This is a genomic window from Mycobacterium sp. E1747 (assembly GCF_001667775.1).
In the GTDB taxonomy this organism is placed as follows: domain Bacteria; phylum Actinomycetota; class Actinomycetes; order Mycobacteriales; family Mycobacteriaceae; genus Mycobacterium.
The window spans coordinates 12014-33880 of the sequence record NZ_LZJI01000116.1 but is presented as its reverse complement, the minus strand read 5'-3'; the positions used below and the strand labels follow the sequence as shown (position 1 = coordinate 33880).

The window sequence follows — 21867 nt, the reverse complement described above, 5'->3', positions numbered from 1 at the left end:
GTCTTTACTCACCGATTCGCTAATGGTCATCAATGCCACGCAGGAACTTGGTCGGCAGTGTTGGCCAGGGGGCCTTTTGCCGTTGGCCTGTAGGGCAATTGGGTCCAGAGCGCGATTGTCAGTGAAGGGCCGGCCGAAGCATCCCATCGGGCCGATAACGGCGCTCGTCCGTACCAGACTCGCAATACGGCGCGGCCGAGCCGTCATCGGCGGTTCGCTACGAAGAAGTGTTGACCGAGGAAATTCCTGCGCCGGCGATTAACGGAACCTACTGCCGCGGCTACCGCTGGTGGCCTCGCGAGGGTTAGATTGGCTAATGTTATTACAACTACTACACGGGCACGTTCACTAAAACGTGCTTATGCTGCGTTGCAGAGCACAGCTGGAGACAAGCGTGGCCGAGCAGGCGAGAGGTGCCTTGGTGGAAGAGGTCTTGGTGCGAGCGTGCATCTCGCACGGCATCGCTCCCGAGGCCGCTGCAGCATTGGTGGGCCACCTTGAGCGGGTGTCTTTTCCACCTCGATACACCGTGTTCACCGAGGGCCAGCCCGGGGTCGACCTGTACATCGTGTTGACCGGCAAAGTAAAGGTACGCCGCGGTGGCACAGACGGCCGAGAAACCTTGATCGCCGTGTTAGGTCCCACCGAAATGTTCGGCGAGCTCGCCCTGTTCGATCCTGGCCCGCGAACCTCCACGGTGACTACCTTGACGGAGGTGCAGGCGGTGCGGATGGGCCGACGTGCGCTCCGGGCATGGATCGCCGCTTATCCCGACGTCGCGCAACATCTGCTGCGCGTGCTGGCGGGTCGACTACGCCGCACCAACGATGCGCTGTGCGACCTGATCTTCACCGATGTTCCCGGCCGGGTAGCCAAACAACTGCTCGATCTGGCCGGGCGTTTCGGAACCAGCACCGAGCAGACGCTGCGCGTCGACCTCCACCTCACCCAGGAAGAACTCGCTCAACTCGTAGGCTCGTCGCGCGAGACGATCAACAAGGCCCTTTCGGATTTCACCCAGCGCGGCTGGATCCGCCACGACGGGAAGACGCTGTTGATCATCGCCCCGGAACAACTTGCCCACCGAGCCCGTTAACCGATCGCCGGAACCGCGGATGACGGAACGCTAAACCGGGGGCGGCTCGGACGGCGCGAACTTCCAGTTGTCCGGATTCTTCGGCGAATACACCACCGGAAACAACTGGCCCATGGTCGGCCAATGCTCGACGTCGACGGCCATGCGCTGATACACCGCGTGCTCGCTGACCGTTGGCCCGTTGATCACCCCGGCGATGGTGACGAATTGCTCGCCGATGGCATCCGGTCGCGGGCTCACCCCGGTCACCAGTAGCGTGCCGTTCAAGAGGTTCCCACGTGGGCCGCGCGGTCCGAACCGCTGAGCAAGAGCGACCGCCAAGACGGCCGCCAGCAGGATCAGGACTCCGAATTCCCACACTCCGCCATCGTAGGGCCGTGATAGGACTGCGTCATGAGCCGGGACGATTTGACGCTGGCGCTCACGCTGGCCGACCGCGCGGACGCGCTGACCTCCGCCCGCTTCGGCGCGCTGGACCTGCGCGTTGACACCAAGCCCGACCTGACGCCGGTCACCGACGCCGACCGCTCGGTGGAAGCCGAGCTGCGCGAGACGCTCGCGCACGAACGCCCGCAGGACAGCATTCTCGGCGAGGAGTTCGGGGGCACCACCACTTTCACCGGGCGGCAGTGGATCATCGATCCCATCGACGGCACCAAGAACTTCGTGCGCGGCGTGCCGGTGTGGGCCAGTTTGATCGCGTTGCTCGAAGACGGCGTGCCGGCGGTCGGCGTCGTGAGCGCGCCGGCGCTGCAGCGCCGGTGGTGGGCGGCTCGCGGACTGGGCGCGTTCGTCGCGGTCGACGATGCACCGCCGCGGCCACTATCGGTTTCCTCTGTGGCGCAACTTGATTCGGCGAGTCTGTCCTTCTCCAGCCTGTCTGGCTGGGCCGAGCGCGGTCTGCGCGACCGCTTCATCGGGCTCACCGACGCGGTGTGGCGGGTGCGTGCTTTCGGCGACTTCCTGTCCTATTGCCTGGTGGCCGAAGGGGCCGTCGACATTGCCGCCGAACCCGAGGTCTCGGTGTGGGACCTCGCCGCCCTCGACATCCTGGTGCGCGAGGCGGGCGGAACGATGACCGGACTCGACGGCGTCGCGGGACCGCACCGCGGCAGCGCCGTGGCGACCAACGGGGCCCTGCATGAACTCGTGCTTCGCGCCCTCGACGCCGGCGGTCTGTGAATTAGTTAACAAGTGTTCTCTGTGATCTTACTCCACAGTAAGATAGCCTTGTTCGCACTGCCCCAACTAGCTACAGGCTGCCGACATGACCGACACAGGTTCCGGTTCAACAACGACTTCCAAATCCGCCCGCTCCGGTCGCAAACGGAAAGACCATCAGAGCGCGGTCGGATTACAACACCACAAGCGCACGGGCGTCGACATCGCCATCGCGCTGCTCACCCCGCTCATGGGCCAGGAGTTCCTGGACAAATACCGTCTGCGCGATCCGGTCAACCGGGGGCTGCAGTATGGCACGAAGACCGTCTTTTCCACCGCGGCCGCCGCCTCGCGGCAGTTCAAGCGGATGCAGAATCTGCGCGGCGGGCCGACCCGGCTGAAGTCGAGCGGCAAGGACTACTTCGACCTGACGCCCGACGACGAGCAGCAGATGATCGTCGAGACCCTCACCGAGTTCGCCGAGGAGGTGTTGCGGCCCGCGGCCCCCGACGCCGACGAGGCGGCGACCTACCCGGCTGACCTGATCGCGAAGGCCGCCGAGTTGGGCATTACCGCGATCAACATCCCGGAGGACTTCGACGGCATCGCCGCCCACCGGTCCAGCGTGACCAACGTGCTGGTGGCCGAGGCACTCGCCTACGGCGACATGGGTCTCGCGTTGCCCATCCTGGCCCCCGGCGGCGTGGCCGCCGCGCTGACGCACTGGGGCAGCGCGGATCAGCAGGCCACCTATCTGCACGAGTTCGCCGGCGAGAACGTTCCCCAGGCCTGCGTCGCCATCGCCGAACCACGACCACTGTTCGACCCCACGCAGCTCAAGACGACCGCGGTGCGCACACCCAGCGGCTACCGCCTCGACGGCGTGAAGTCGTTGGTGCCGGCGGCGGCCGACGCCGAGCTGTTCATCGTCGGCGCGCAGCTGAACGGCAAGCCGGCCCTGTTCATCGTCGAGTCGTCGACGAACGGCCTTACGGTCAAGGCGGATCCGAGCATGGGCATCCGCGCGGCGGCCCTGGGTCACGTGGAACTCTCCGGCGTCTCGGTGCCGCTGAACGCGCGGCTCGGTGAGGACGAAGCGACCGACGACGACTATTCGGAGGCTCTTGCGCTGTCCCGGCTGGGCTGGGCGGCGCTGGCGGTCGGCACCTCGCACGCGGTGCTCGACTACGTGGTGCCCTACGTGAAGGAGCGCGAGGCCTTCGGCGAACCGATCGCCCACCGTCAGGCCGTCGCGTTCATGTGCGCCAACATCGCGATCGAGCTGGACGGGCTCCGGCTGATCACGTGGCGCGGCGCCGCCCGCGCCGAGCAAGGCCTGCCCTTCATCCGCGAGGCGGCGCTGGCCAAGCGATTGGGCGCCGACAAAGGCATGCAGATCGGCCTGGACGGCGTCCAACTGCTCGGCGGCCACGGCTTCACCAAAGAGCACCCGGTCGAACGCTGGTACCGCGACCTGCGGGCCATTGGCGTGGCCGAGGGCGTCGTAGTCATCTAAGTCGTCATTCAACTCAAGCTGAAAGACCAATCATGGCAATCAATCTGGAACTGCCCCGCAAGCTGCAGGCGGTGGCCGTCAAGACCCACCAGGGCGCCGCGGAGCTGATGCGGCCGATCGCCCGCAAATACGACCTGGCCGAACACGCCTACCCGGTCGAACTCGACACGCTGTACAACCTGTTCGCGGGCGCCTCGGAATCGATCGAATTCGCCGGCGCCGACGCGCTGGGGGACGAGAACCGGGAACGGGACAAGAACCACAACGGCGCCAACATGGCGGCGCTGCTGCAGACCCTGGAGGCCTGCTGGGGCGACGTCGCGATGATGTTGTCGGTCCCCTATCAGGGATTGGGCAACGCGGCCATCTCCGCGGTCGCCACCGAGGAACAGCTGGAGCGCCTGGGCAAGGTGTGGGCCGCGATGGCCATCACCGAACCGGGTTTCGGCTCCGACTCGGCGGCGGTGTCGACCACCGCCAAGCTCGACGGCGACGAGTACGTCATCAACGGCGAGAAGATCTTCGTCACCGCCGGTTCGCGCGCCACCCACATCGTGGTGTGGGCGACGCTGGACAAGGCGGCGGGGCGCGCGGCAATCAAGTCCTTCATCGTGCCGCGCGAGCACCCGGGCGTGACGGTCGAACGGCTCGAGCACAAGCTCGGCATCAAAGGCTCCGACACCGCGGCGATCCGGTTCGACAACGTCCGCATCCCCAAAGACAACCTGCTCGGCAATCCGGAAATCGAAGTCGGCAAGGGCTTTTCCGGCGTGATGGAGACCTTCGACAACACCCGGCCCATCGTGGCCGCCATGGCGATCGGGGTCGGCCGCGCCTCCCTGGAGGAAATCCGCAAGATCCTCACAGAGGCCGGCGTGGAGATCTCCTACGACAAGCCGTCACACGCCCAGAGCGCCGCGGCGGCCGAGTTCCTGCGGATGGAGGCCGATTGGGAGGCCGCCTACCTGCTCGCGCTGCGCGCCGCGTGGCAGGCGGACAACAAGATCCCCAACTCCAAAGAGGCGTCGATGAGCAAGGCCAAGGCCGGCCGCATGGCCAGCGACGTCACTCTTAAGACCGTCGAATTAGCCGGTACCCCAGGCTATTCCGAGCAATCGATGCTGGAGAAGTGGGCGCGCGACTCCAAGATCCTGGACATCTTCGAGGGCACCCAGCAGATTCAGCAGTTGGTGGTCGCTCGCCGCTTGCTGGGGCTGTCGTCGGCCGAACTCAAATAGCGAGCGCGTTCAGCTGCCCGCGGACGTCGTCGTCGAGTTCGATCGACGCGGCGTCCAGGTTCTGCTCCAGGTGCCGCACCGACGAGGTGCCGGGCCGAAGACGTTGGGGCCCGGCAACTGCATCGCGCCGAAACCCACCCGGGATACCGAAAAGCGACCGAGTGGAAAGGAATCCATACGGTGAGGTTAGCGTCGAAGGCATGGACACGTTTCATGCGCTCGTCGCCCGCGAAGATGGTGACCGGATAGTCGCCTCGGTCGAGACTTTGAGCCCCTCCGACCTCCCACCGGGTGACGTGACGATCCGGGTGCTCTATTCGAGCGTCAACTACAAGGACGCGCTGGCGCTGACCCCGGGCGCCGGGGTGGTGCGCAGCTACCCGGTGGTCCCAGGCATCGACCTGACCGGCGAGGTCGTCGAATCGGGGTCACCGGACTTCACCGTCGGCGAGCAGGTGCTGGCCCACGGATACCAGATCGGCACCGGCCACCACGGCGGCTACGCCGAATACGCGCGGCTGCCGGCCGACCAGGTCGTCGCGCTCGGTGCGCTCAGCCCGTACGAGGGCGCCGCGATCGGGACCGCGGGTTTCACCGCCGCCATGAGCGTGCAGGCGCTGATCGACTGGGGCATCGGACCCGGCGCCGGCTCGGTGGTCGTCACGGGCGCCTCCGGCGGGGTCGGCTCGGTCAGCGTGGACCTGTTGGCCGCCGCGGGCTACCGGGTGGTGGCCTCGACCGGCAAGGAAGGGGCGGCCGGTCTGCTGAAAGAGCTTGGCGCCGCGGAAGTTATCGGTCGGCTGCCCGCTGATCCCGACGCCAAGCCGCGGCCGCTGGCCAAGGCTCGCTGGGCGGCTGCGGTGGATTGCGTGGGCGGCGCGACGCTGGCCGACGTGCTCAGCGCCGTGGACTACGGCGGGGCGGTGGCCTGCAGTGGCCTGACCGGGGGTCCGGCGTTGCGCACCACGGTGATGCCGTTCATCCTGCGCGGCGTCGCGCTGCTCGGGATGGACTCGGTGCTGATGCCGATCGGCCGGCGCCGCAAACTGTGGGCGCTGCTGGGCGATTCGTTGCGACCGCGCCACCTCGACTTGCTCACCAGCGACGTTGACATCAAGGACGTCGTCGACGTGCTCGATCAGCTGCGCGCCGGCAAGTTCACCGGGCGGGCGGTGGTGCGGGTCGCCGGTGGATTTTGAGTCGGCAGTAGGCTGACCGACCATGCGTGCTGCGCGGGTGACTCGGCTGGATGGTCCGGACGCGATCGAGGTGGCCGAGATCGACGAGCCGTCGGGTGACGGTGTCGTCGTCGAGGTGCACGCGGCCGGTGCCGCCTTCCCGGACGCGCTGCTCACCCGGGGCCTCTATCAGTACCGCCCCGAGCCGCCGTTCGTGCTGGGCGCCGAGATCGCCGGCGTCGTGCGCTCGGCGCCGGACGGCGCGCACGTGCGTGCCGGGGACCGGGTCGTCGGGCTGACGATGCTGTCCGGCGCAATGGCCGAGGTCGCCATCCTGCAGCCCGACCGGGTGTTCAAGCTTCCCGACAACGTGAGCTTCGAGGCCGGCGCCGGACTGCTGTTCAACGACCTGACGGTGTATTTCGCGCTGACGGTGCGGGGCCGGCTGGCCCAGGGCGAGACCGTGCTGGTGCACGGCGCGGCCGGCGGCATCGGAACCTCGACGCTGCGGCTGGCGTCACTGCTGGGGGCGTCGCGCACCATTGCGGTGGTCAGCACGGAAGAGAAGGCGGAGGTCGCGACGGCCGCCGGCGCCACCGACGTGGTGTTGGCCGACGGGTTCAAGGACGCCGTCAAGGAGCTCACCGGCGGTCGCGGCGTCGACATCGTCCTCGATCCGGTCGGCGGCGACCGCTTCACCGACTCGTTGCGCTCGCTGGCCCCCGGAGGGCGACTGCTGGTGGTCGGTTTCACCGGTGGGGACATCCCGACCGTGAAGGTGAACCGGTTGCTGCTCAACAACATTGACGTGGTCGGTGTGGGCTGGGGCGCCTGGACGGCGACGCATCCGACCGCGCTGGCCGAACAGTGGGCCGGGCTCGAGAAGCTGCTCAGCTCGGGCGAGCTGGCCGCCCCCACCCCCGAGGTGTATCCCCTGGACGAGGCCGCCGCGGCGGTCGCGTCCCTGGAGAACCGCACCGCCAAGGGCAAGGTCGTGGTGCGCGTCCGCGCCTGACGCGTCAGGCGCGCGCCTTTACTCCGCGACACATAAGCGCCGGCGAAGCCACGCCCGCCGCGGTGGGCAATGGAGCGCGGTGGGCAATGGAGTACGTGTCGTGATCGCCCTTGTGCGGGTCCAAAACGAAAAGTAATGTCACTTTCAGTTTGTCCAGCCAGCCCAGGGGTCAGCCATGGAATCCTTCGTCCACTTGCGAAAAGGCAAGACGCCGCGCCGCCTGCACGCCGACCTCGACGGCCTGAAGGACGACGAGCTGGGCCGGGGCGGATTCACCGGCCGCACCGCGAATCTGTACCGCCGCCACGACCCCACCGACTACCGGTCGGTCGGCCCGCTGCGCCCCGTCGACGTGCTGGCGAGCGAGCTCAAGCCCGCCGACGCCACCGACGCCAATGGCGGTCCCCTGCTGATGTTCAGCAACGCCGACTGCCGAATCCTGTTGAGCCGCCGGCACGAACCGATGCCCTTCTTCGCCCGCCATGTGGACGGCGACCTGCTGTGCTTCGTGCACCGGGGCGCCGGTCTGGTCGAAACCGAGTTCGGGCCGCTGCGGTACCGCGGGGGCGACTGGCTCTACCTGCCGAAGGCGTGCACCTGGCGCCAGGTGCCCGATGAGGAGACGACGCTGCTCATGGTCGAGGCGACCGACGAGTTCCGGGTGCCGCCGCCCGGGCCGCTGGGCCGGCACTTCCCCTTCGACCCGTCGCAGGCCACCATCCCCGACCCGGCCCCCATCGAGGACGACGGGCGCGACGAATACGAGGTCCGGCTCATCCATGAGGGCGGCCCGACAACGCTGTTCTACCAACACAATCCGCTCGATGTCGAAGGGTGGCGCGGTGACAACTTCGCATTCGCCTTCAACATCGCCGACTACAACGTGGTCACCTCCGACAGCGTGCACCTGCCGCCGACGGTGCACCTCTTCATGCAGGCCACCGGCGTCCACGTGATGAACTTCCTACCCAAGCCCGCCGAAGGCGTCGCCGGCACCGAGCGCACGCCGTGGTACCACCGCAACGTCGACTACGACGAGATCGCCTTCTTCCACGGCGGCTCGCTCTACGGCATCCCGATGCCGCCCGGTCTGATTTCCCATGCGCCGCAAGGCATTCACCACGGCGCACCCGAGAAGGCGCGGGAACGGGCGCGCCGCAAGTTCGACGAGTACTCCCGCGTCGATTGGCAAGTGATCGCCGTCGACACCCGCCGGCGCCTGACCCCCTCGGCCGAGGTGCTGGCGCACGACCTAGGACAACACTGATTATGACGATCCGCCACGAATACGAACGAATCCCCTATCTCATTGCGTTCCAGAACGATTCCGGCGTTCGGGACGTGTACGGCGGCCTGGAAGAGATCACCGTGCTGGAGAGCTACCTGCTCAAGCCCAGGGACAAGCCTTCGGACACCGTGCTGGTCTTCATGCACCCGATTGGCGGCGGCGCCTACCTGCCCATGATCAACGCGCTGGCCCGGGCCGGCCACCACGTCATCTACTGCAACAGCCGGTTCCGCGGCACCGACTCGGCGCTGCTGATGGAGAAGGTGGTCGAGGATCTCGGCGAGTGCATCAAGGACGCCAAGAAGCGGCTGGGCTACACCAAGGTGGTGCTGGCCGGGTGGAGTGGTGGCGGTTCGCTGTCGATGTTCTACCAGCAGCAGGCCCAGCACCCGACCATCACGTCGAGCCCGTCGGGTGATGGCCCCGACCTGACCGCCCTGGAGCTGCCCGCCGCCGACGGCATCATGCTGCTGGCCGCGCACATCAGCCGGCACGGCACGCTGACCGAATGGCTCGACGCGTCGATCCTCGACGAATCCGACCCCACCATGCGCGATCCCGAGCTGGACCTGTACAACCCGGACAACCCGAACCAGCCGCCCTACAGCCAAGAATTCCTGGCTCGGTACCGCGACGCACAGGTCATGCGCAACCGCCGCATCACCGCGTGGGTCAAGGACAAGCTCGCCGAGCTGAGGGCGGCCGGCCGCGCCCAAGACGAGTTCTGCTTCGTCGTGCACGGCACCATGGCCGACCCGCGCTGGCTGGACCCGACCGTCGATCCCAACGAACGGCTCCCGGGAACCTGTTACCTGGGGGATCCTCAAGTGGTGAACATGAGCCCGGTCGGGTTGGCCCGCTTTTCCACGTTGCGCGGCTGGCTTTCGCAATGGAGTTACGACGACGCCCGCGGCGACGGGGTGGCTTGCGGGCCCGACATCGCGGTCCCGGCGCTGGTCATCGGTAATCTGGCCGACGACGCCTGCACGCCCAGTCACACCCGGCGGCTCTTCGATGCGATCGGACACCAGGACAAGGAGATGCACGAAATTCCCGGCGCCACCCACTATTACGCTGGTCCCCACCAGCGCGACAAGCTGCGCGCGGCGGTCGACGTCGTCACCGACTGGCTGGTCCGTCACGACTTCGCGGGCGCGCTGTGACACCCACCGGAGCGCTGGATGGCGTGCGGGTGCTCGAGCTCGGCACGCTGATCGCGGGGCCGTTCGCCGGCCGGCTGCTGGGCGACATGGGCGCCGACGTCATCAAGGTGGAACCTCCCGGCGCCCCGGACCCGCTGCGCACCTGGGGTCAGGCCGAGGTCGACGGGGAGCGCGTGTTCTGGACGGTGCACGCGCGCAACAAGAGAGCCATCACCCTCGACCTGCGCAAGCCCCGCGGCCGCGAGCTCTTCCTGGATCTGGTCGCCAAGTCCGACATCGTCGTGGAGAACTTCCGCCCGGGGACGCTGGAGAAATGGGACCTGGATTACGAGGTGCTCAGCGCCCGTAACCCGGGCATCATCCTGGTCCGGGTGTCGGGATACGGGCAGACGGGACCCGACGCGCACAAGGCGGGCTACGCCTCGGTGGCCGAGGCGGCGAGCGGCCTGCGCCATCTCAACGGTTTTCCCGGTGGACCGCCGCCCCGGCTCGCGCTCTCGCTCGGCGACACCCTGGCCGGCATGTTCGGCGCCCAGGGTGCGCTGGCCGCGCTGTACCGCCGCGGGGCCACCGGGCGCGGCCAGGTGGTGGACGTCGCACTCACCGAATCCTGTTTGGCCGTGCAGGAATCCACCATCCCCGACTATGATCTCGCCGGGGTGGTGCGCGGGCCGTCGGGCACGCGGCTCGACGGCATCGCGCCGTCCAACATCTACCGCAGCGGCGACGGCTCGTGGGTGGTGATCGCCGCCAACCAGGACACCGTCTTCGCCCGGCTGTGCAAGGCGATGGGCCGCCCGGAGCTGGCCATCGACGACCGGTTCGCCACGCACGGGGCGCGCGGCCGCAACCAGGACGAGCTCGACGAGATCATCGGCGGGTGGGCCGCGGAACGCCAGCCCGGCGACATCATCGAAACCCTCAGCGCCGCAGGGGTGATCGCCGGTCCGATCAACACGGTCGCGGAGGTGGTCAACGACCCGCAGCTGCGCGCCCGCGGCATGCTGGTCGAACACTTCGACGAACGGGTCGGGCGCAACGTTCTCGGGCCGGGCATCGTGCCGGTGCTCTCCGAATCCCCGGGCAGCCTTCGCAACGCCGGGCCCGCGCGGCCGGGCCAGCACAACGACGACGTCTACATCGGGCTGCTGGGCAGGACCGCCGAGGAGCTCGCGGAGCTGCGCGCCGAGGAGGTGCTGTGAACGCGCAGGCGAGGATGCAGTGGGGCACCACCCGCTTGGGGGGAATGCAGCGATGAGGATGCCTGAGCACGTGGCCATCCGCGAGGTGGCGCTGCGCGACGGTCTGCAGATCGAAGCGCCGATCCCGTTGTCGGCCAAGCTGGAGCTGCTGGCCGCGATCGCGGCGACCGGGGTCCGCGAGGTGGAGGCGACGGCGTTCGTCTCGCCGACGAAGGTGCCGTCGATGGCCGATGCCGCCGAGCTCGCGGCCCACCTGCACGACTACCCCGACATCGAGTTCTCCGCGCTGGTGGCCAGTCCCAACGGGGCCAAGCGGGCGGTGGCCGCGGGCCTGCGCTCGATCGAGTACGTGGTGGCCGCCGACGACACGTTCAGCAAGGCCAACGTCGGGCGCACCAGCGCGCAGGCCACCGAGGCGATCGACGAGATCATCGCGATCGCGCACGGCGCCGGCGTCACGGTCGAAGTCGTCATCGCCACCGCGTGGGACTCGCCGTTCGAGGGCCCGACGCCGCCCGGGCGCGTGCTCGACATCGCCGCGGCCGCCCGCGACCGGGGGGTAGACCGCCTGTCGATCGCCGACACGATCGGCACGACCACGCCGGGGCGCGTGAGTTCGCTGATCGCACAAGTGCGTCCGGTGATTGGCGATTTGCCGCTGGGCGGCCATTTCCATAACACCCGCGGCTCCGGGCTGGCCAGCGCGTACGCCGCGGTCAGCTCCGGGGTGAGAAGGCTGGATGCATCGGTGGGCGGGCTGGGCGGCTGCCCGTTCGCGCCCGGCGCCACCGGCAACATCGCCACCGAGGACCTGGTGTATCTGCTGGCCGACAGCGGTGTCGGCGTGGACGTCGACCTGCACGCCGCCATCGCCGCAGCCGAGGTCGCCAAATCGGTTGTGGGCCATGACCTGCCGAGCGCGCTGCTGCGCGCAGGCGACCGGATCCGGGCCTGATGCCCGCCCCGGACGCGCTCACCGCCAAGGGCCGTCAAACCAGGCAGGCCATCGAGCAGGCCGCCCGGAAACTGTTCGCTGAACGCGGCTTTCACGGCACCACGCTGGCCGACATCACGTCGGCGGCGGGCAAGTCGCCCGCGGTCTTCTACCGGTATTTCGCCGACAAGGAGGACCTGCTCGCCGCCCTGGCCGAGTCTTTCCTGCACGACGTCGTGACACCGTCCGGATTGAGCGTCGAACTACCCGAATCGCCCGATGATGACACGTTCTTCACCGCGGTGGTCACCGGCTACTGGAACATGTTCAAGCAGAACATCGGCATCATGATCGCCGTGGCCCAGCTGGCCGCAACGCAGCGACGCTTCGCGACCGTCCAGAACGAGTTCCGCCGCTTCGGCATGGACATCGTCGCCGCCTCGGTCCGCCGCGCCCAGGAACAGGGCTACGGATCCGAGCTCGATCCGCAGCACATAGCCGCGGCCATCGCCCTGCTCTTCGAGAACTTCACCACCGTCTTCGTCGGCCCCTCCAACCTCGGCATCAAGATCAGCGATGAGGACGCCATCGCCACCCTGTCGACGATTTGGAAGAAGACGCTTTACGGCACTTGATCCTTTTCAAAGGAGAAGCCTGTGGATTTCACACTGCCCGAACACCTTACGGGCCTACTCGCCGAGATGGACGAGTTCATCGAGGCCGAGATCAAGCCGCTGGAGCGCGAAAACATCCAGTATTTCGACAAGCGCCGCGAACACGCCCGCACCGACTGGGACAACGACGGCATCCCGACGAGCGAGTGGGAGGACCTGCTCGCCGAGATGCGCAGGCGGGCGGATAGGGCGGGCTGGCTGCGCTACGGGCTGCCGTCCGCCTTGGGCGGCCGGGACGGCACCAACGTCGACATGGCCGTCATCCGGGAGCATTTGGCGCACAAGGGCCTTGGCCTGCACAACGATCTGCAGAACGAATCCTCGATCGTCGGGAATTTCCCGCAGGTGATCATGATGGAGCGCTTCGGCAGCGACGAACAACGGCGGCTCTGGTCCGAGGCCCTGATCACCGGCGAACGTTCCATGGCGTTCGGGCTGACCGAACCCCAGCACGGGTCGGACGCCACCTGGTTGGAGACCCGTGCGCAAGCCGACAGTGACGGCTGGATCATCAACGGCTCCAAGCGATTCAACACCGGCGTCCACCGCGCGACGCACGACCTGGTCTTCGCCCGCACCTCCGGCGAGCCCGGCCAGGCGCGGGGCATCACCGCGTTCCTGGTGCCGACCGACGCGCCCGGCTTCGATGTGCCCTACTACTGGTGGACCTTCAACATGCCGACCGATCACGGCGAGGTGGTGCTGACCGACGTCCGGGTGCCCGCCGACGCGGTCCTGGGCGAGGTGGACCGCGGTCTAGAAGTCGCGCAGACGTTCTTGCACGAGAACAGGATTCGGCAGGCGGCGAGCAGCCTGGGCGCCGCTCAGTACTGCATCGACCGCGCGGCCGAATACGCCGGTACGCGGACCGTGTTCGGCAAGCCGCTGTCGGCCAATCAGGCCGTGCAATGGCCGCTGGCCGAATTGCAGACCGAAGCCCAGATGGTGCGGCTGCTTGTTGCCTACGCCGCCTGGCACCTGGACCGGGACCACCACATGGAGGTGTCGGACAAGGTGTCGATGGCCAACTACCGCGCCAACCGGCTGGTCTGCGAGGCCGCCGACCGGGCCATGCAGATCTTCGGGGGCCTGGGCTACAGCCGGCACGAGCCGTTCGAGCACATCTATCGCCACCACCGTCGCTACCGGATCACCGAGGGGGCCGAGGAAATCCAGATTCGCCGGGTGGCCCAGCGGCTGTTTAAGTTTGGCAAGTGACGTCGATCGAGGAACTGGCCACCCAGATCGCCGCGGCGCTGGCGCCGGTCCTGGGGGCCGACGTCACCGTCGAGGGCCTGCGCGTGCTGACCGGCGGAGCCAGCCGCGCGACGTGGGCGTTCACCGCCGTCGCAGGCGAGCGGCGGCACGCGCTGATCCTGCGCACGGGGGCGCCCGACGACGTGCACGCGGGCATGGAGCTGGAGGCACGCGCCCAGGCTGCCGCCGCTGCCGCCGGCGCACCGGTCCCTCACGTCCTCATCGCTGACGATTCGCCTGCGGCCCTGGGCAATCCGTTCCTGATCTGCGACGAGATCCCGGGCGAGACGATCGTCCGGCGCATCCAGCGGCAGCTCGACGAGGCCGGCGGCCGGGCGGCCCGGGCGGAGCTGCTGCGGCAATGCGCCCGGGCCCTGGCGGCCATCCACCGCGCCGGCCCCGACATCCCCGGTCTGTCCCGCGAGGACCCGCTCGCGCAGTGGCGCGAGCGGCTCGACGCGATGCGCGACACCACGGCCACCTTCGAATGGACGTTTCGGTGGCTCGAGGCGCGCCGGCCGGAGTCCTCCGCCGACGTGCTGGTGCACGGGGACTACCGGATGGGCAACCTCATCGTCGACGGGGCCCACCTCGCCGCGGTCCTCGACTGGGAGCTGGTGCACCGCGGCGACCCCCACGAAGACCTGGCCTGGTTCTGCATCCGGGCCTGGCGCTTCGGCGCCCCGGCCAGCCTCGGGGCGGGCGGCCTCGGCAGCATCGAGAGCTTCTTGCGGGACTACGAGCAGGCGAGCGGGACTAGCGTCGACCGGGTGGCGTTTCACTGGTGGCTGGTGCTGGCCACCCTGCGCTGGGGCGTGATCTGCCGCTACCAGGCGGAGCGGCACCTTTGCGGCCAGTTCCGCTCGGTGGAGCTGGCCACGATCGGTCGCCGCGTGTGCGAGACGGAGTGGGACCTGCTCGACCTGCTCGAAGGAGCGCCGGACGACGATGCGCGCCGCGGAGCGGCGCCAGGAGAAGCCGGGCAATTCGGGGACCTCCGATGATCGGCGCGTACGGCCGTCCCCTCGCCGCCGAGTTGGTGGCAGCGGTGGCCGAATTCCTCGAGACCGACGTGCGGGCGGCCACCAGCGGGCAGGTGAACTTCCACGCGAGGGTGGCCGCCAACGCGTTGCGCATTGTCGAGCGCGAACTGCTCGATGAAAGTGAGGCCGAATCCCGCGCCGCGCTGGCCGACCTGGGGTTCGCCGACGAGGAGGAGCTGGCCACCGCGATACGGGCCGGGGAGATGGACGGCCGGGGCCGCGAGGTCACCGCCTGCCTGCGCACCTTGGTGCGCCGCCGGGTGGCGGTGGCGCACCCCGGATACGACACCGAATAGCCCGGCGACGATGCGGGCCGCGCAGCGGCGCGAGAAGGAGCCGGGCAGTCGAGAAAGGAGCGGTCGCCATGCCGAGTGCCGTAATCGCCGCCGCGGCCGACCGGCTGTTTGCAGCGATCGAGAAGGGCGACTGCGCGGCGGTCGACCGGATGTGGAGCGACGACATCGCGGTCTGGCGGGTCGGCGCGCGCCGCGACCCCGCCAAGCCCGATGGCAAGGCCCGCGCGCTGCGCGTCATCGACTGGTTCATCGCCGCGACGACCGAGCGCCGCTATGAAATCCTGGACCGGCGATTCTTTGAGGGCGGCTTCGTCCAGCAGCACGTCTTGCACGCCACCGGCCATGCGGGACAGTCGATCTCGCTGCGGGTCTGCATAGTGATCAGGGTCGGCGACGACGGCCGGCTCGACCGGATCGACGAGTATTTCGACCCCGCTGAGATCGCCCCGCTGATGCAATAGCGGTTAGATTCGCCTCGACAGATGGGGGTGGGAGATGACAACCCTGGAAACACTGCTGAACGATCCCGACCTGGCCGGCGTATGGACCCTGGCCCCGGACCGCTCAGCCGTCACTTTCAAGATCAGGAACATGTGGGGCCTGGTCAGGGTCAAGGGCCGCTTCACCGAGTTCAGCGGCGACGGCCAACTGACGGGCGCGGGGGCGGTTTTCGGCCGCCTCGACATTCGGGCCGCCTCCGTGGACACCGGCATCGGCCGTCGCGACAAGCACCTGCGCTCGGCCGACTTCTTCGACGTCGAGCGCTTCGGTGACATCAGCGTTGTGGTCACCGCGGTGCATCCGACCAAGGGCAAGTCCGCCGACCTCCGGGCCGCCTTCACCATCAAGGGCGTGACCGCGCCGGTACCTTTGTCGGCGACGATCACCGAGCTCGACGACGGCTCGATCCGGATCGCCGCGGAAACCAAGCTGGATCGCACCCAGTTCGACCTGGGCTGGAACCGCCTCGGCATGATCGCGGCGACGGCGACGGCGACGGCGGATGCCGTGTTCGTGCGGGCTGCCCAGTGAAGCCGGTGCGACACCAGTAGCATCTGCACCGTGTCCGACTCCAGCCCCGAATCCAGCGTCGCCCTGCGGATCCTGGTCTACAGCGACAACGCCAAAACCCGCGAGCAAGTGATCCGGGCGCTGGGCAAGCATCTGCATCCGGACCTGCCCGAGCTGACCTACCTCGAAGTGGCGACCGCCCCGACGGTGGTGCGGCAGATGGACGAGGGCGGCATCGACTTGGCCATCCTGGACGGCGAGGCCACGCCCACGGGCGGCATGGGAATCGCCAAACAACTCAAAGACGAACTGGCGACGTGCCCGCCGATCCTGGTGCTCACCGGCCGCCGCGACGACGCCTGGCTGGCGAACTGGTCGCGGGCCGATGCCGCCGTGCCGCATCCCATCGATCCCATCGTGCTCGGCCGCACGGTTCTCGGGCTGCTGCGCACCCCCACCCGATAGCCCCATCGCACGCGCCTGACCTGCGCAGATAGTACCGCCTCGCGCCCCCAGTGGCCCGGCGTCCGCGAGCAGCGCGCGACATCCAGGTTGCGGTCACGCAAAACTTTCGCTGATACCCCACCCCGACAAAGCACACCTGTCTTCACGACGCTATGTTGTGAAGGTCACTGTGACCACCCGCGGCCCGGGTGCGTCACAGCAGCCCGGCCCCCCGCCCGGCCGCCGCACCGGCGACCCGTACGAGGAGATCTTGGAGCGAATTGAACGTCTACATACCCATCCTGGTGCTCGGAGGGATAGCAGCGGCCTTCGCCGTCGGTTCGGTGGTGATCGCGAGCCTGGCCGGTCCGTCGCGCTACAACAAGTCGAAGATGGCCCCGTACGAATGCGGCATCGAGCCGACCGACAGCCCGGTCAGCGGCCCGCACGCGGCCAGCGGCCAGCGGTTCCCGGTGAAGTATTACCTGACCGCAATGCTTTTTATCGTCTTCGACATCGAGATCGTGTTCTTGTATCCCTGGGCAGTCAGTTACGACGCGCTGGGAACGTTCGCGTTGGTCGAGATGGTGGTGTTCATGCTCACGGTTTTCGTGGCCTACGCGTATGTGTGGCGCCGCGGCGGCCTGACGTGGGATTGAGGTAGGACGTGGGTCTCGAGGAACAGCTACCCGCCGGCATCCTGCTGGGGACGGTCGAGAAGATCGCCGGCTATGTCCGCAAGAACTCGCTGTGGCCGGCGACCTTCGGGTTGGCGTGCTGCGCCATCGAGATGATGGCAACCGCCGGGCCGAGATTCGACATCGCGCGCTTCGGCATGGAGCGGTTCTCGGCGACGCCCCGGCAGGCCGACCTGATGATCGTTGCCGGTCGGGTGAGCCAGAAGATGGCGCCGGTGTTGCGGCAGATCTACGACCAGATGGCCGAGCCGAAATGGGTGCTCGCCATGGGCGTCTGCGCGTCCTCCGGCGGGATGTTCAACAACTACGCGATCGTGCAGGGCGTCGACCACGTGGTTCCGGTGGACATCTACCTGCCCGGCTGCCCGCCCCGCCCGGAGATGCTGCTGTACGCAATCCTCAAGCTGCACGAGAAGATTCAGGAAATGCCGCTGGGCGTCAACCGGGAAACCGCCATCGCCGAGGCCGAGCAGGCAGCGTTGTCGGCACGACCCACGATCGAGATGCGCGGACTGCTGCGATGAGCTCACCGGACAACGACCCGAAGCAAGCGGCAACCGAAGGGGCCGGCCCGCCCCGCGCCGACGGCGAAGTCATCAACGTTCGCCGCGGCATGTTCGGCATCTCCGGCAGCGGTGACACCACCGGGTACGGACGGCTGGTCCGGGAGGTCGTGCTGCCCGGCAGCTCCCCCCGCCCATACGGAAGCTACTTCGACGACGTGGTGGACCGGCTGGCCGACGCGCTGGAAGCCGCCGACGTCGAATTCTCCGACGCGATAGAGAAAGTCGTGGTGTACCGCGACGAGCTGACCCTGCACGTGCGCCGCGAGGCGCTGCCCCAGGTGGCCCAGCGCCTCCGTGACGAACCGGAGCTGCGGTTCGAGATGTGCCTGGGCGTCAGCGGAGTTCACTATCCGCACGAGACGGACCGCGAACTGCACGCGGTGTATCCGCTCCAGTCGATCACGCACAACCGCCGCGTCCGGTTGGAAGTGGCTGTGCCGGACGGGGATCCGCACATCCCCTCGCTGTTCGAGGTCTATCCGACGACGGACTGGCATGAGCGCGAAACCTACGACTTCTTCGGCATCATCTTCGACGGACACCCGTCGCTGACCCGCATCGAGATGCCCGACGACTGGCACGGCCATCCGCAGCGCAAGGACTATCCCCTCGGCGGCGTCCCGGTGGAATACAAGGGCGCACAGATCCCCCCGCCCGACGAGCGAAGGGCGTACAACTGATGAGCACAATCACTGACTCGACGCAGGGCGGCGCCGAAAGCCCGGAAACCGTCTTGGTGGCCGGCGGCCAGGACTGGGACCAGATCGTCGACGCCGCGCGCAACGCCGACCCCGGCGAACGGATCGTCGTCAACATGGGGCCCCAGCACCCGTCCACCCACGGGGTGTTGCGGCTGATCCTGGAGATCGAGGGCGAGACGGTCACCGAGGTCCGCTGCGGAATCGGCTACCTGCACACCGGCATCGAGAAGAACCTGGAATACCGCTACTGGACCCAGGGCGTCACCTTCGTGACCCGAATGGATTACCTGTCACCGTTTTTCAACGAGACCGCGTACTGCCTGGGCGTGGAGAAGCTGCTCGGCATCACCGATCAGATACCGGAGCGGGTCAACGTCATCCGGGTGATGATGATGGAGCTCAACCGGATCTCCTCGCACCTGGTCGCGCTGGCCACCGGCGGCATGGAACTGGGCGCGATGACGCCGATGTTTGTCGGCTTCCGCGGCCGCGAGATCGTGCTGACCCTGTTCGAGAAGATCTCCGGGTTGCGGATGAACAGCGCCTACATCCGGCCCGGGGGCGTGGCGCAGGACCTACCGCCGGGCGCCGAAAAGGACGTCGCCGAGGCTCTCAAGCCGCTGCGCCAGGTGCTACGCGAAATGGGCGACCTGCTCAACGAGAACGCCATCTGGAAGGCCCGCACCTGCGACATCGGCTACCTGGACCTGACCGGGTGCATGGCGCTGGGCATCACCGGGCCGATCCTGCGGGCCACCGGCCTGCCGCACGACCTACGCAAGAGCGAACCGTACTGCGGATATGAAAACTACGAATTCGACGTGATGACCGCCGACACGTGTGATGCTTACGGGCGCTACATGATTCGCGTCAACGAGATGTGGGAGTCGGTCAAGATCGTCGAGCAGTGTCTGGACAAGTTGAAGCCCGGCCCGACCATGATCTCCGACCGCAAGATCGCCTGGCCGGCCGACTTGAAGGTGGGCCCCGACGGCATGGGTAATTCACCGGAGCACATCGCCAAGATCATGGGCAGCTCGATGGAGGCGTTGATCCACCATTTCAAACTGGTCACCGAGGGCATCAGGGTGCCGGCGGGCCAGGTCTACACCGCGGTGGAATCGCCGCGCGGCGAGCTCGGCGTGCACATGGTGAGCGACGGCGGCACCCGCCCCTACCGGGTGCACTACCGGGACCCCTCGTTCACCAACCTGCAGTCGGTCGCCGCGATGTGCGAGGGCGGCATGGTGGCCGATTTGATCACCGCGGTCGCCAGCATCGACCCGGTCATGGGCGGGGTGGACCGGTGACCGGCCCGCAAGGCCAGCCGGTCTTCATCCGGCTCGGACCGCCGCCGGAGGAACCCAACGCGTTCGTCACCGAGGGTGCGCCGCAGTCGTATCCGCCGGAGGTGCGCGCACGCCTGGAGGTCGACGCCAAGGAGATCATCGGCCGCTATCCCAACAAGCGCTCGGCGCTGCTGCCGTTGCTGCACCTGGTGCAGGCCGAGGACTCTTATCTGACCCCGGCCGGTCTGGAGTTCTGCGGGGAGCAGCTGGGACTGACCGGCGCCGAGGTGTCGGCGGTGGCCAGCTTCTACACCATGTACCGCCGCGGACCCACGGGTGACTACCTGGTCGGTGTCTGCACCAACACGCTGTGCGCGATCATGGGTGGCGACGCGATATTCGACGCGCTCAAGGAGCATTTGGGCGTCGGCAACGACGAGACCACCCCCGACGGCGCGGTCACCCTGCAGCACATCGAGTGCAACGCCGCCTGTGACTACGCACCGGTCGTGATGGTCAACTGGGAGTTCTACGACAACCAGACGTGCGAGTCGGCGCGCGAACTCGTCGACTCGTTGCGCTCCGGTGAGCCCAAGCCGCCGACGCGGGGCGCCCCGCTGTGTGCTTTCCGCGAGACGTCGCGCATCCTGGCCGGCCTGCCAGACGAACGGCCGGACCAAGGCCAGGGCGGGGCGGGCGCGGCGACCCTGGCGGGATTGAAGGTGGCGAAGGAACACGGCATGCAGGCGCCGACTCCGCCCGGGAGCCAGGCATGACCAGCTCCCAGGCCACCCCGCTCACCCCCGTCATCAGCCGATTCTGGGACGACCCCGAGTCCTGGACGCTTGAGACCTACCGCCGCCACGACGGCTACGAGGCGATGAAGAAGGCGTTGGCCATGGCGCCCGACGACGTCATCGCGACGGTCAAGGACTCCGGGTTGCGCGGGCGCGGCGGCGCCGGTTTCTCGACCGGCACCAAGTGGTCGTTCATCCCGCAGGGCGACACCGGCGCGGCCGCCAAGCCGCACTACCTGGTGGTCAACGCCGACGAGTCGGAACCCGGTACGTGCAAAGACATTCCGCTGATGCTGGCCACGCCGCACGTGCTCGTCGAGGGCGTCATCATCGCCGCCTACGCGATCCGGGCCAGCCACGCGTTCATCTACGTGCGCGGCGAGGTGTTGCCGGTGTTGCGCCGCCTGCAGAACGCGGTGGCCGAGGCGTACGCCGCCGGATACCTGGGGCGCGACATCAACGGCTCCGGGTTCGACCTGGAGCTGGTGGTGCACGCCGGCGCCGGCGCCTACATCTGCGGCGAGGAGACCGCACTGCTCGATTCCCTGGAAGGCCGGCGGGGCCAGCCGCGGCTGCGTCCGCCGTTCCCCGCGGTGGCAGGACTCTACGGCTGCCCCACGGTGATCAACAACGTCGAAACGATCGCCAGTGTGCCGTCCATCGTGCTCAACGGCGTCGACTGGTTCCGGTCGATGGGCAGCGAGAAATCGCCTGGCTTCACGCTGTATTCGCTGTCCGGGCACGTCGCCCGGCCCGGCCAGTACGAAGCGCCGCTGGGTATCACGTTGCGCGAATTGCTCGCCTACGCCGGCGGGGTGCGGGCCGGGCACCGCCTCAAGTTCTGGACGCCCGGCGGGTCGTCCACCCCGCTGCTCACCGACGAGCACCTCGACGTGCCGTTGGACTACGAGGGCGTCGGCGGGGTCGGCTCCATGCTGGGCACCAAGGCGCTGGAGATCTTCGACGAGACCACCTGCGTGGTGCGGGCCGTGCGCCGCTGGACGTACTTCTACAAGCACGAATCGTGCGGAAAGTGCACCCCCTGCCGGGAGGGCACCTTCTGGCTGGACCAGATCTACGAGCGGCTCGAAACCGGCAAGGGCACCAGCGAAGACATCGACAAGCTGCTGGACATCTCCGACACCATCCTGGGGAAGTCCTTCTGCGCGTTGGGCGATGGCGCCGCCAGCCCGGTGATGTCGTCGATCAAGTACTTCCGCGACGAATATGTGGCGCACGTCGAAGACGGTGGCTGCCCGTTCGACCCCCGAGACTCCATGCTGAACGGAAAGGCTTGACG

Annotated in this window: 24 protein-coding genes and 1 pseudogene; 23 read left to right on the top strand and 2 right to left on the bottom strand. The window is 67.9% G+C overall.

Going from position 1 to position 21867, the window contains the following annotated elements:
* The first annotated feature begins 421 nt into the window (after window positions 1–421).
* The gene (locus tag A5695_RS11930; protein ID WP_068081580.1) at window positions 422–1096 is read left to right on the top strand and encodes a Crp/Fnr family transcriptional regulator; all 675 of its coding nucleotides are present in this window, start codon (window positions 422–424) and stop codon (window positions 1094–1096) included.
* Window positions 1097–1126: 30 nt separating this feature from the next.
* On the opposite strand, the gene A5695_RS11925 is transcribed toward A5695_RS11930, so the two are convergent.
* Complete coding sequence (locus A5695_RS11925; RefSeq protein ID WP_068081563.1) at window positions 1127–1456, bottom strand: hypothetical protein; 330 nt, start codon at window positions 1454–1456, stop codon at window positions 1127–1129.
* 33 nt (window positions 1457–1489) lie between these two features.
* Here A5695_RS11925 and hisN point away from each other — a divergent pair, with 33 nt between their 5' ends.
* The 3 genes from hisN (at window position 1490) to A5695_RS11910 (ending at window position 5011) form a co-directional block, all read left to right on the top strand.
* Window positions 1490–2278: a histidinol-phosphatase gene (gene hisN / locus A5695_RS11920; RefSeq protein ID WP_068081560.1), complete on the top strand. Its 789-nt coding sequence runs from the start codon at window positions 1490–1492 to the stop codon at window positions 2276–2278.
* A gap of 85 nt (window positions 2279–2363) precedes the next feature.
* The gene (locus A5695_RS11915; RefSeq protein WP_068081557.1) at window positions 2364–3773 is read left to right on the top strand and encodes an acyl-CoA dehydrogenase family protein; all 1410 of its coding nucleotides are present in this window, start codon (window positions 2364–2366) and stop codon (window positions 3771–3773) included.
* 32 nt (window positions 3774–3805) lie between these two features.
* Complete coding sequence (locus tag A5695_RS11910; RefSeq protein WP_068081554.1) at window positions 3806–5011, top strand: acyl-CoA dehydrogenase family protein; 1206 nt, start codon at window positions 3806–3808, stop codon at window positions 5009–5011.
* 90 nt (window positions 5012–5101) lie between these two features.
* Here A5695_RS11910 and A5695_RS29590 read toward each other — a convergent pair.
* A pseudogene (locus tag A5695_RS29590) lies at window positions 5102–5188 on the bottom strand (oxidoreductase); the annotation flags it as partial.
* 23 nt (window positions 5189–5211) lie between these two features.
* Here A5695_RS29590 and A5695_RS11905 point away from each other — a divergent pair.
* From A5695_RS11905 to nuoF, 19 genes are all read left to right on the top strand, one after another.
* Window positions 5212–6210 (top strand): acryloyl-CoA reductase, encoded by a 999-nt coding sequence (locus A5695_RS11905; protein WP_068081551.1) that lies wholly within the window; start codon window positions 5212–5214, stop codon window positions 6208–6210.
* 22 nt (window positions 6211–6232) lie between these two features.
* A complete protein-coding gene (locus A5695_RS11900; RefSeq protein ID WP_068081548.1) occupies window positions 6233–7204 on the top strand; it encodes an NADPH:quinone oxidoreductase family protein in 972 nt (323 codons plus the stop codon).
* Window positions 7205–7379: 175 nt separating this feature from the next.
* Window positions 7380–8471: a homogentisate 1,2-dioxygenase gene (locus A5695_RS11895; RefSeq protein WP_068081545.1), complete on the top strand. Its 1092-nt coding sequence runs from the start codon at window positions 7380–7382 to the stop codon at window positions 8469–8471.
* Window positions 8472–8473: 2 nt separating this feature from the next.
* Window positions 8474–9655: a S9 family peptidase gene (locus A5695_RS11890; RefSeq protein WP_068081542.1), complete on the top strand. Its 1182-nt coding sequence runs from the start codon at window positions 8474–8476 to the stop codon at window positions 9653–9655.
* Window positions 9652–10857: a CaiB/BaiF CoA-transferase family protein gene (locus A5695_RS11885; RefSeq protein WP_068081539.1), complete on the top strand. Its 1206-nt coding sequence runs from the start codon at window positions 9652–9654 to the stop codon at window positions 10855–10857. Before A5695_RS11890 ends, A5695_RS11885 begins: the two co-directional genes overlap by 4 nt.
* Window positions 10858–10915: 58 nt before the next feature.
* A complete protein-coding gene (locus A5695_RS11880; protein WP_068081536.1) occupies window positions 10916–11812 on the top strand; it encodes a hydroxymethylglutaryl-CoA lyase in 897 nt (298 codons plus the stop codon).
* A complete protein-coding gene (locus A5695_RS11875; protein WP_082946023.1) occupies window positions 11812–12426 on the top strand; it encodes a TetR/AcrR family transcriptional regulator in 615 nt (204 codons plus the stop codon). Before A5695_RS11880 ends, A5695_RS11875 begins: the two co-directional genes overlap by 1 nt.
* A gap of 21 nt (window positions 12427–12447) precedes the next feature.
* Window positions 12448–13683 carry an acyl-CoA dehydrogenase family protein gene (locus tag A5695_RS11870; RefSeq protein ID WP_068081530.1) on the top strand — a complete coding sequence of 412 codons (1236 nt, stop codon included), beginning with the start codon at window positions 12448–12450 and terminating at the stop codon, window positions 13681–13683.
* A gap of 5 nt (window positions 13684–13688) precedes the next feature.
* On the top strand, window positions 13689–14726 hold the full coding sequence (locus A5695_RS11865) for a phosphotransferase family protein (RefSeq protein WP_231974798.1): 1038 nt from the start codon (window positions 13689–13691) through the stop codon (window positions 14724–14726).
* Window positions 14723–15061, top strand: a complete 339-nt coding sequence (locus tag A5695_RS29585; RefSeq protein WP_068081524.1) for a DUF6285 domain-containing protein — start codon at window positions 14723–14725, stop codon at window positions 15059–15061. The genes A5695_RS11865 and A5695_RS29585 overlap by 4 nt, the downstream gene beginning before the upstream one ends.
* A gap of 68 nt (window positions 15062–15129) precedes the next feature.
* On the top strand, window positions 15130–15522 hold the full coding sequence (locus A5695_RS11855) for a nuclear transport factor 2 family protein (protein ID WP_068081521.1): 393 nt from the start codon (window positions 15130–15132) through the stop codon (window positions 15520–15522).
* Window positions 15523–15556: 34 nt separating this feature from the next.
* On the top strand, window positions 15557–16093 hold the full coding sequence (locus A5695_RS11850; protein ID WP_068081518.1) for a YceI family protein: 537 nt from the start codon (window positions 15557–15559) through the stop codon (window positions 16091–16093).
* A gap of 30 nt (window positions 16094–16123) precedes the next feature.
* Window positions 16124–16537, top strand: coding sequence for a response regulator transcription factor (locus A5695_RS11845; protein WP_068081515.1), 414 nt, complete (start codon window positions 16124–16126; stop codon window positions 16535–16537).
* Between the two features lie 260 nt (window positions 16538–16797).
* Window positions 16798–17175 (top strand): NADH-quinone oxidoreductase subunit A, encoded by a 378-nt coding sequence (locus tag A5695_RS11840; protein WP_068081512.1) that lies wholly within the window; start codon window positions 16798–16800, stop codon window positions 17173–17175.
* Window positions 17176–17183: 8 nt separating this feature from the next.
* Window positions 17184–17738 (top strand): NADH-quinone oxidoreductase subunit B family protein, encoded by a 555-nt coding sequence (locus A5695_RS11835; protein WP_068081509.1) that lies wholly within the window; start codon window positions 17184–17186, stop codon window positions 17736–17738.
* On the top strand, window positions 17735–18460 hold the full coding sequence (locus tag A5695_RS11830) for an NADH-quinone oxidoreductase subunit C (RefSeq protein ID WP_068081506.1): 726 nt from the start codon (window positions 17735–17737) through the stop codon (window positions 18458–18460). Before A5695_RS11835 ends, A5695_RS11830 begins: the two co-directional genes overlap by 4 nt.
* A complete protein-coding gene (gene nuoD / locus A5695_RS11825) occupies window positions 18460–19791 on the top strand; it encodes an NADH dehydrogenase (quinone) subunit D (RefSeq protein WP_068081503.1) in 1332 nt (443 codons plus the stop codon). Before A5695_RS11830 ends, nuoD begins: the two co-directional genes overlap by 1 nt.
* Window positions 19788–20546 (top strand): NADH-quinone oxidoreductase subunit NuoE, encoded by a 759-nt coding sequence (nuoE, locus tag A5695_RS11820; protein WP_068081499.1) that lies wholly within the window; start codon window positions 19788–19790, stop codon window positions 20544–20546. Before nuoD ends, nuoE begins: the two co-directional genes overlap by 4 nt.
* A complete protein-coding gene (gene nuoF, locus A5695_RS11815) occupies window positions 20543–21865 on the top strand; it encodes an NADH-quinone oxidoreductase subunit NuoF (protein ID WP_068081495.1) in 1323 nt (440 codons plus the stop codon). The genes nuoE and nuoF overlap by 4 nt, the downstream gene beginning before the upstream one ends.
* Window positions 21866–21867: the final 2 nt, after the last annotated feature.

Bases quoted from the DNA above. Each gene is read 5' to 3' on its own strand.
- hisN (WP_068081560.1), top strand. From the start codon at position 1,490: ATGAGCCGGGACGATTTGACGCTGGCGCTCACGCTGGCCGACCGCGCG.
- A5695_RS11915 (WP_068081557.1), top strand. From the start codon at position 2,364: ATGACCGACACAGGTTCCGGTTCAACAACGACTTCCAAATCCGCCCGC.
- A5695_RS11910 (WP_068081554.1), top strand. From the start codon at position 3,806: ATGGCAATCAATCTGGAACTGCCCCGCAAGCTGCAGGCGGTGGCCGTC.
- A5695_RS11905 (WP_068081551.1), top strand. From the start codon at position 5,212: ATGGACACGTTTCATGCGCTCGTCGCCCGCGAAGATGGTGACCGGATA.
- A5695_RS11900 (WP_068081548.1), top strand. From the start codon at position 6,233: ATGCGTGCTGCGCGGGTGACTCGGCTGGATGGTCCGGACGCGATCGAG.
- A5695_RS11895 (WP_068081545.1), top strand. From the start codon at position 7,380: ATGGAATCCTTCGTCCACTTGCGAAAAGGCAAGACGCCGCGCCGCCTG.
- A5695_RS11890 (WP_068081542.1), top strand. From the start codon at position 8,474: ATGACGATCCGCCACGAATACGAACGAATCCCCTATCTCATTGCGTTC.
- A5695_RS11880 (WP_068081536.1), top strand. From the start codon at position 10,916: ATGCCTGAGCACGTGGCCATCCGCGAGGTGGCGCTGCGCGACGGTCTG.
- A5695_RS11875 (WP_082946023.1), top strand. From the start codon at position 11,812: ATGCCCGCCCCGGACGCGCTCACCGCCAAGGGCCGTCAAACCAGGCAG.
- A5695_RS29585 (WP_068081524.1), top strand. From the start codon at position 14,723: ATGATCGGCGCGTACGGCCGTCCCCTCGCCGCCGAGTTGGTGGCAGCG.
- A5695_RS11855 (WP_068081521.1), top strand. From the start codon at position 15,130: ATGCCGAGTGCCGTAATCGCCGCCGCGGCCGACCGGCTGTTTGCAGCG.
- A5695_RS11850 (WP_068081518.1), top strand. From the start codon at position 15,557: ATGACAACCCTGGAAACACTGCTGAACGATCCCGACCTGGCCGGCGTA.
- A5695_RS11830 (WP_068081506.1), top strand. From the start codon at position 17,735: ATGAGCTCACCGGACAACGACCCGAAGCAAGCGGCAACCGAAGGGGCC.
- nuoD (WP_068081503.1), top strand. From the start codon at position 18,460: ATGAGCACAATCACTGACTCGACGCAGGGCGGCGCCGAAAGCCCGGAA.
- nuoF (WP_068081495.1), top strand. From the start codon at position 20,543: ATGACCAGCTCCCAGGCCACCCCGCTCACCCCCGTCATCAGCCGATTC.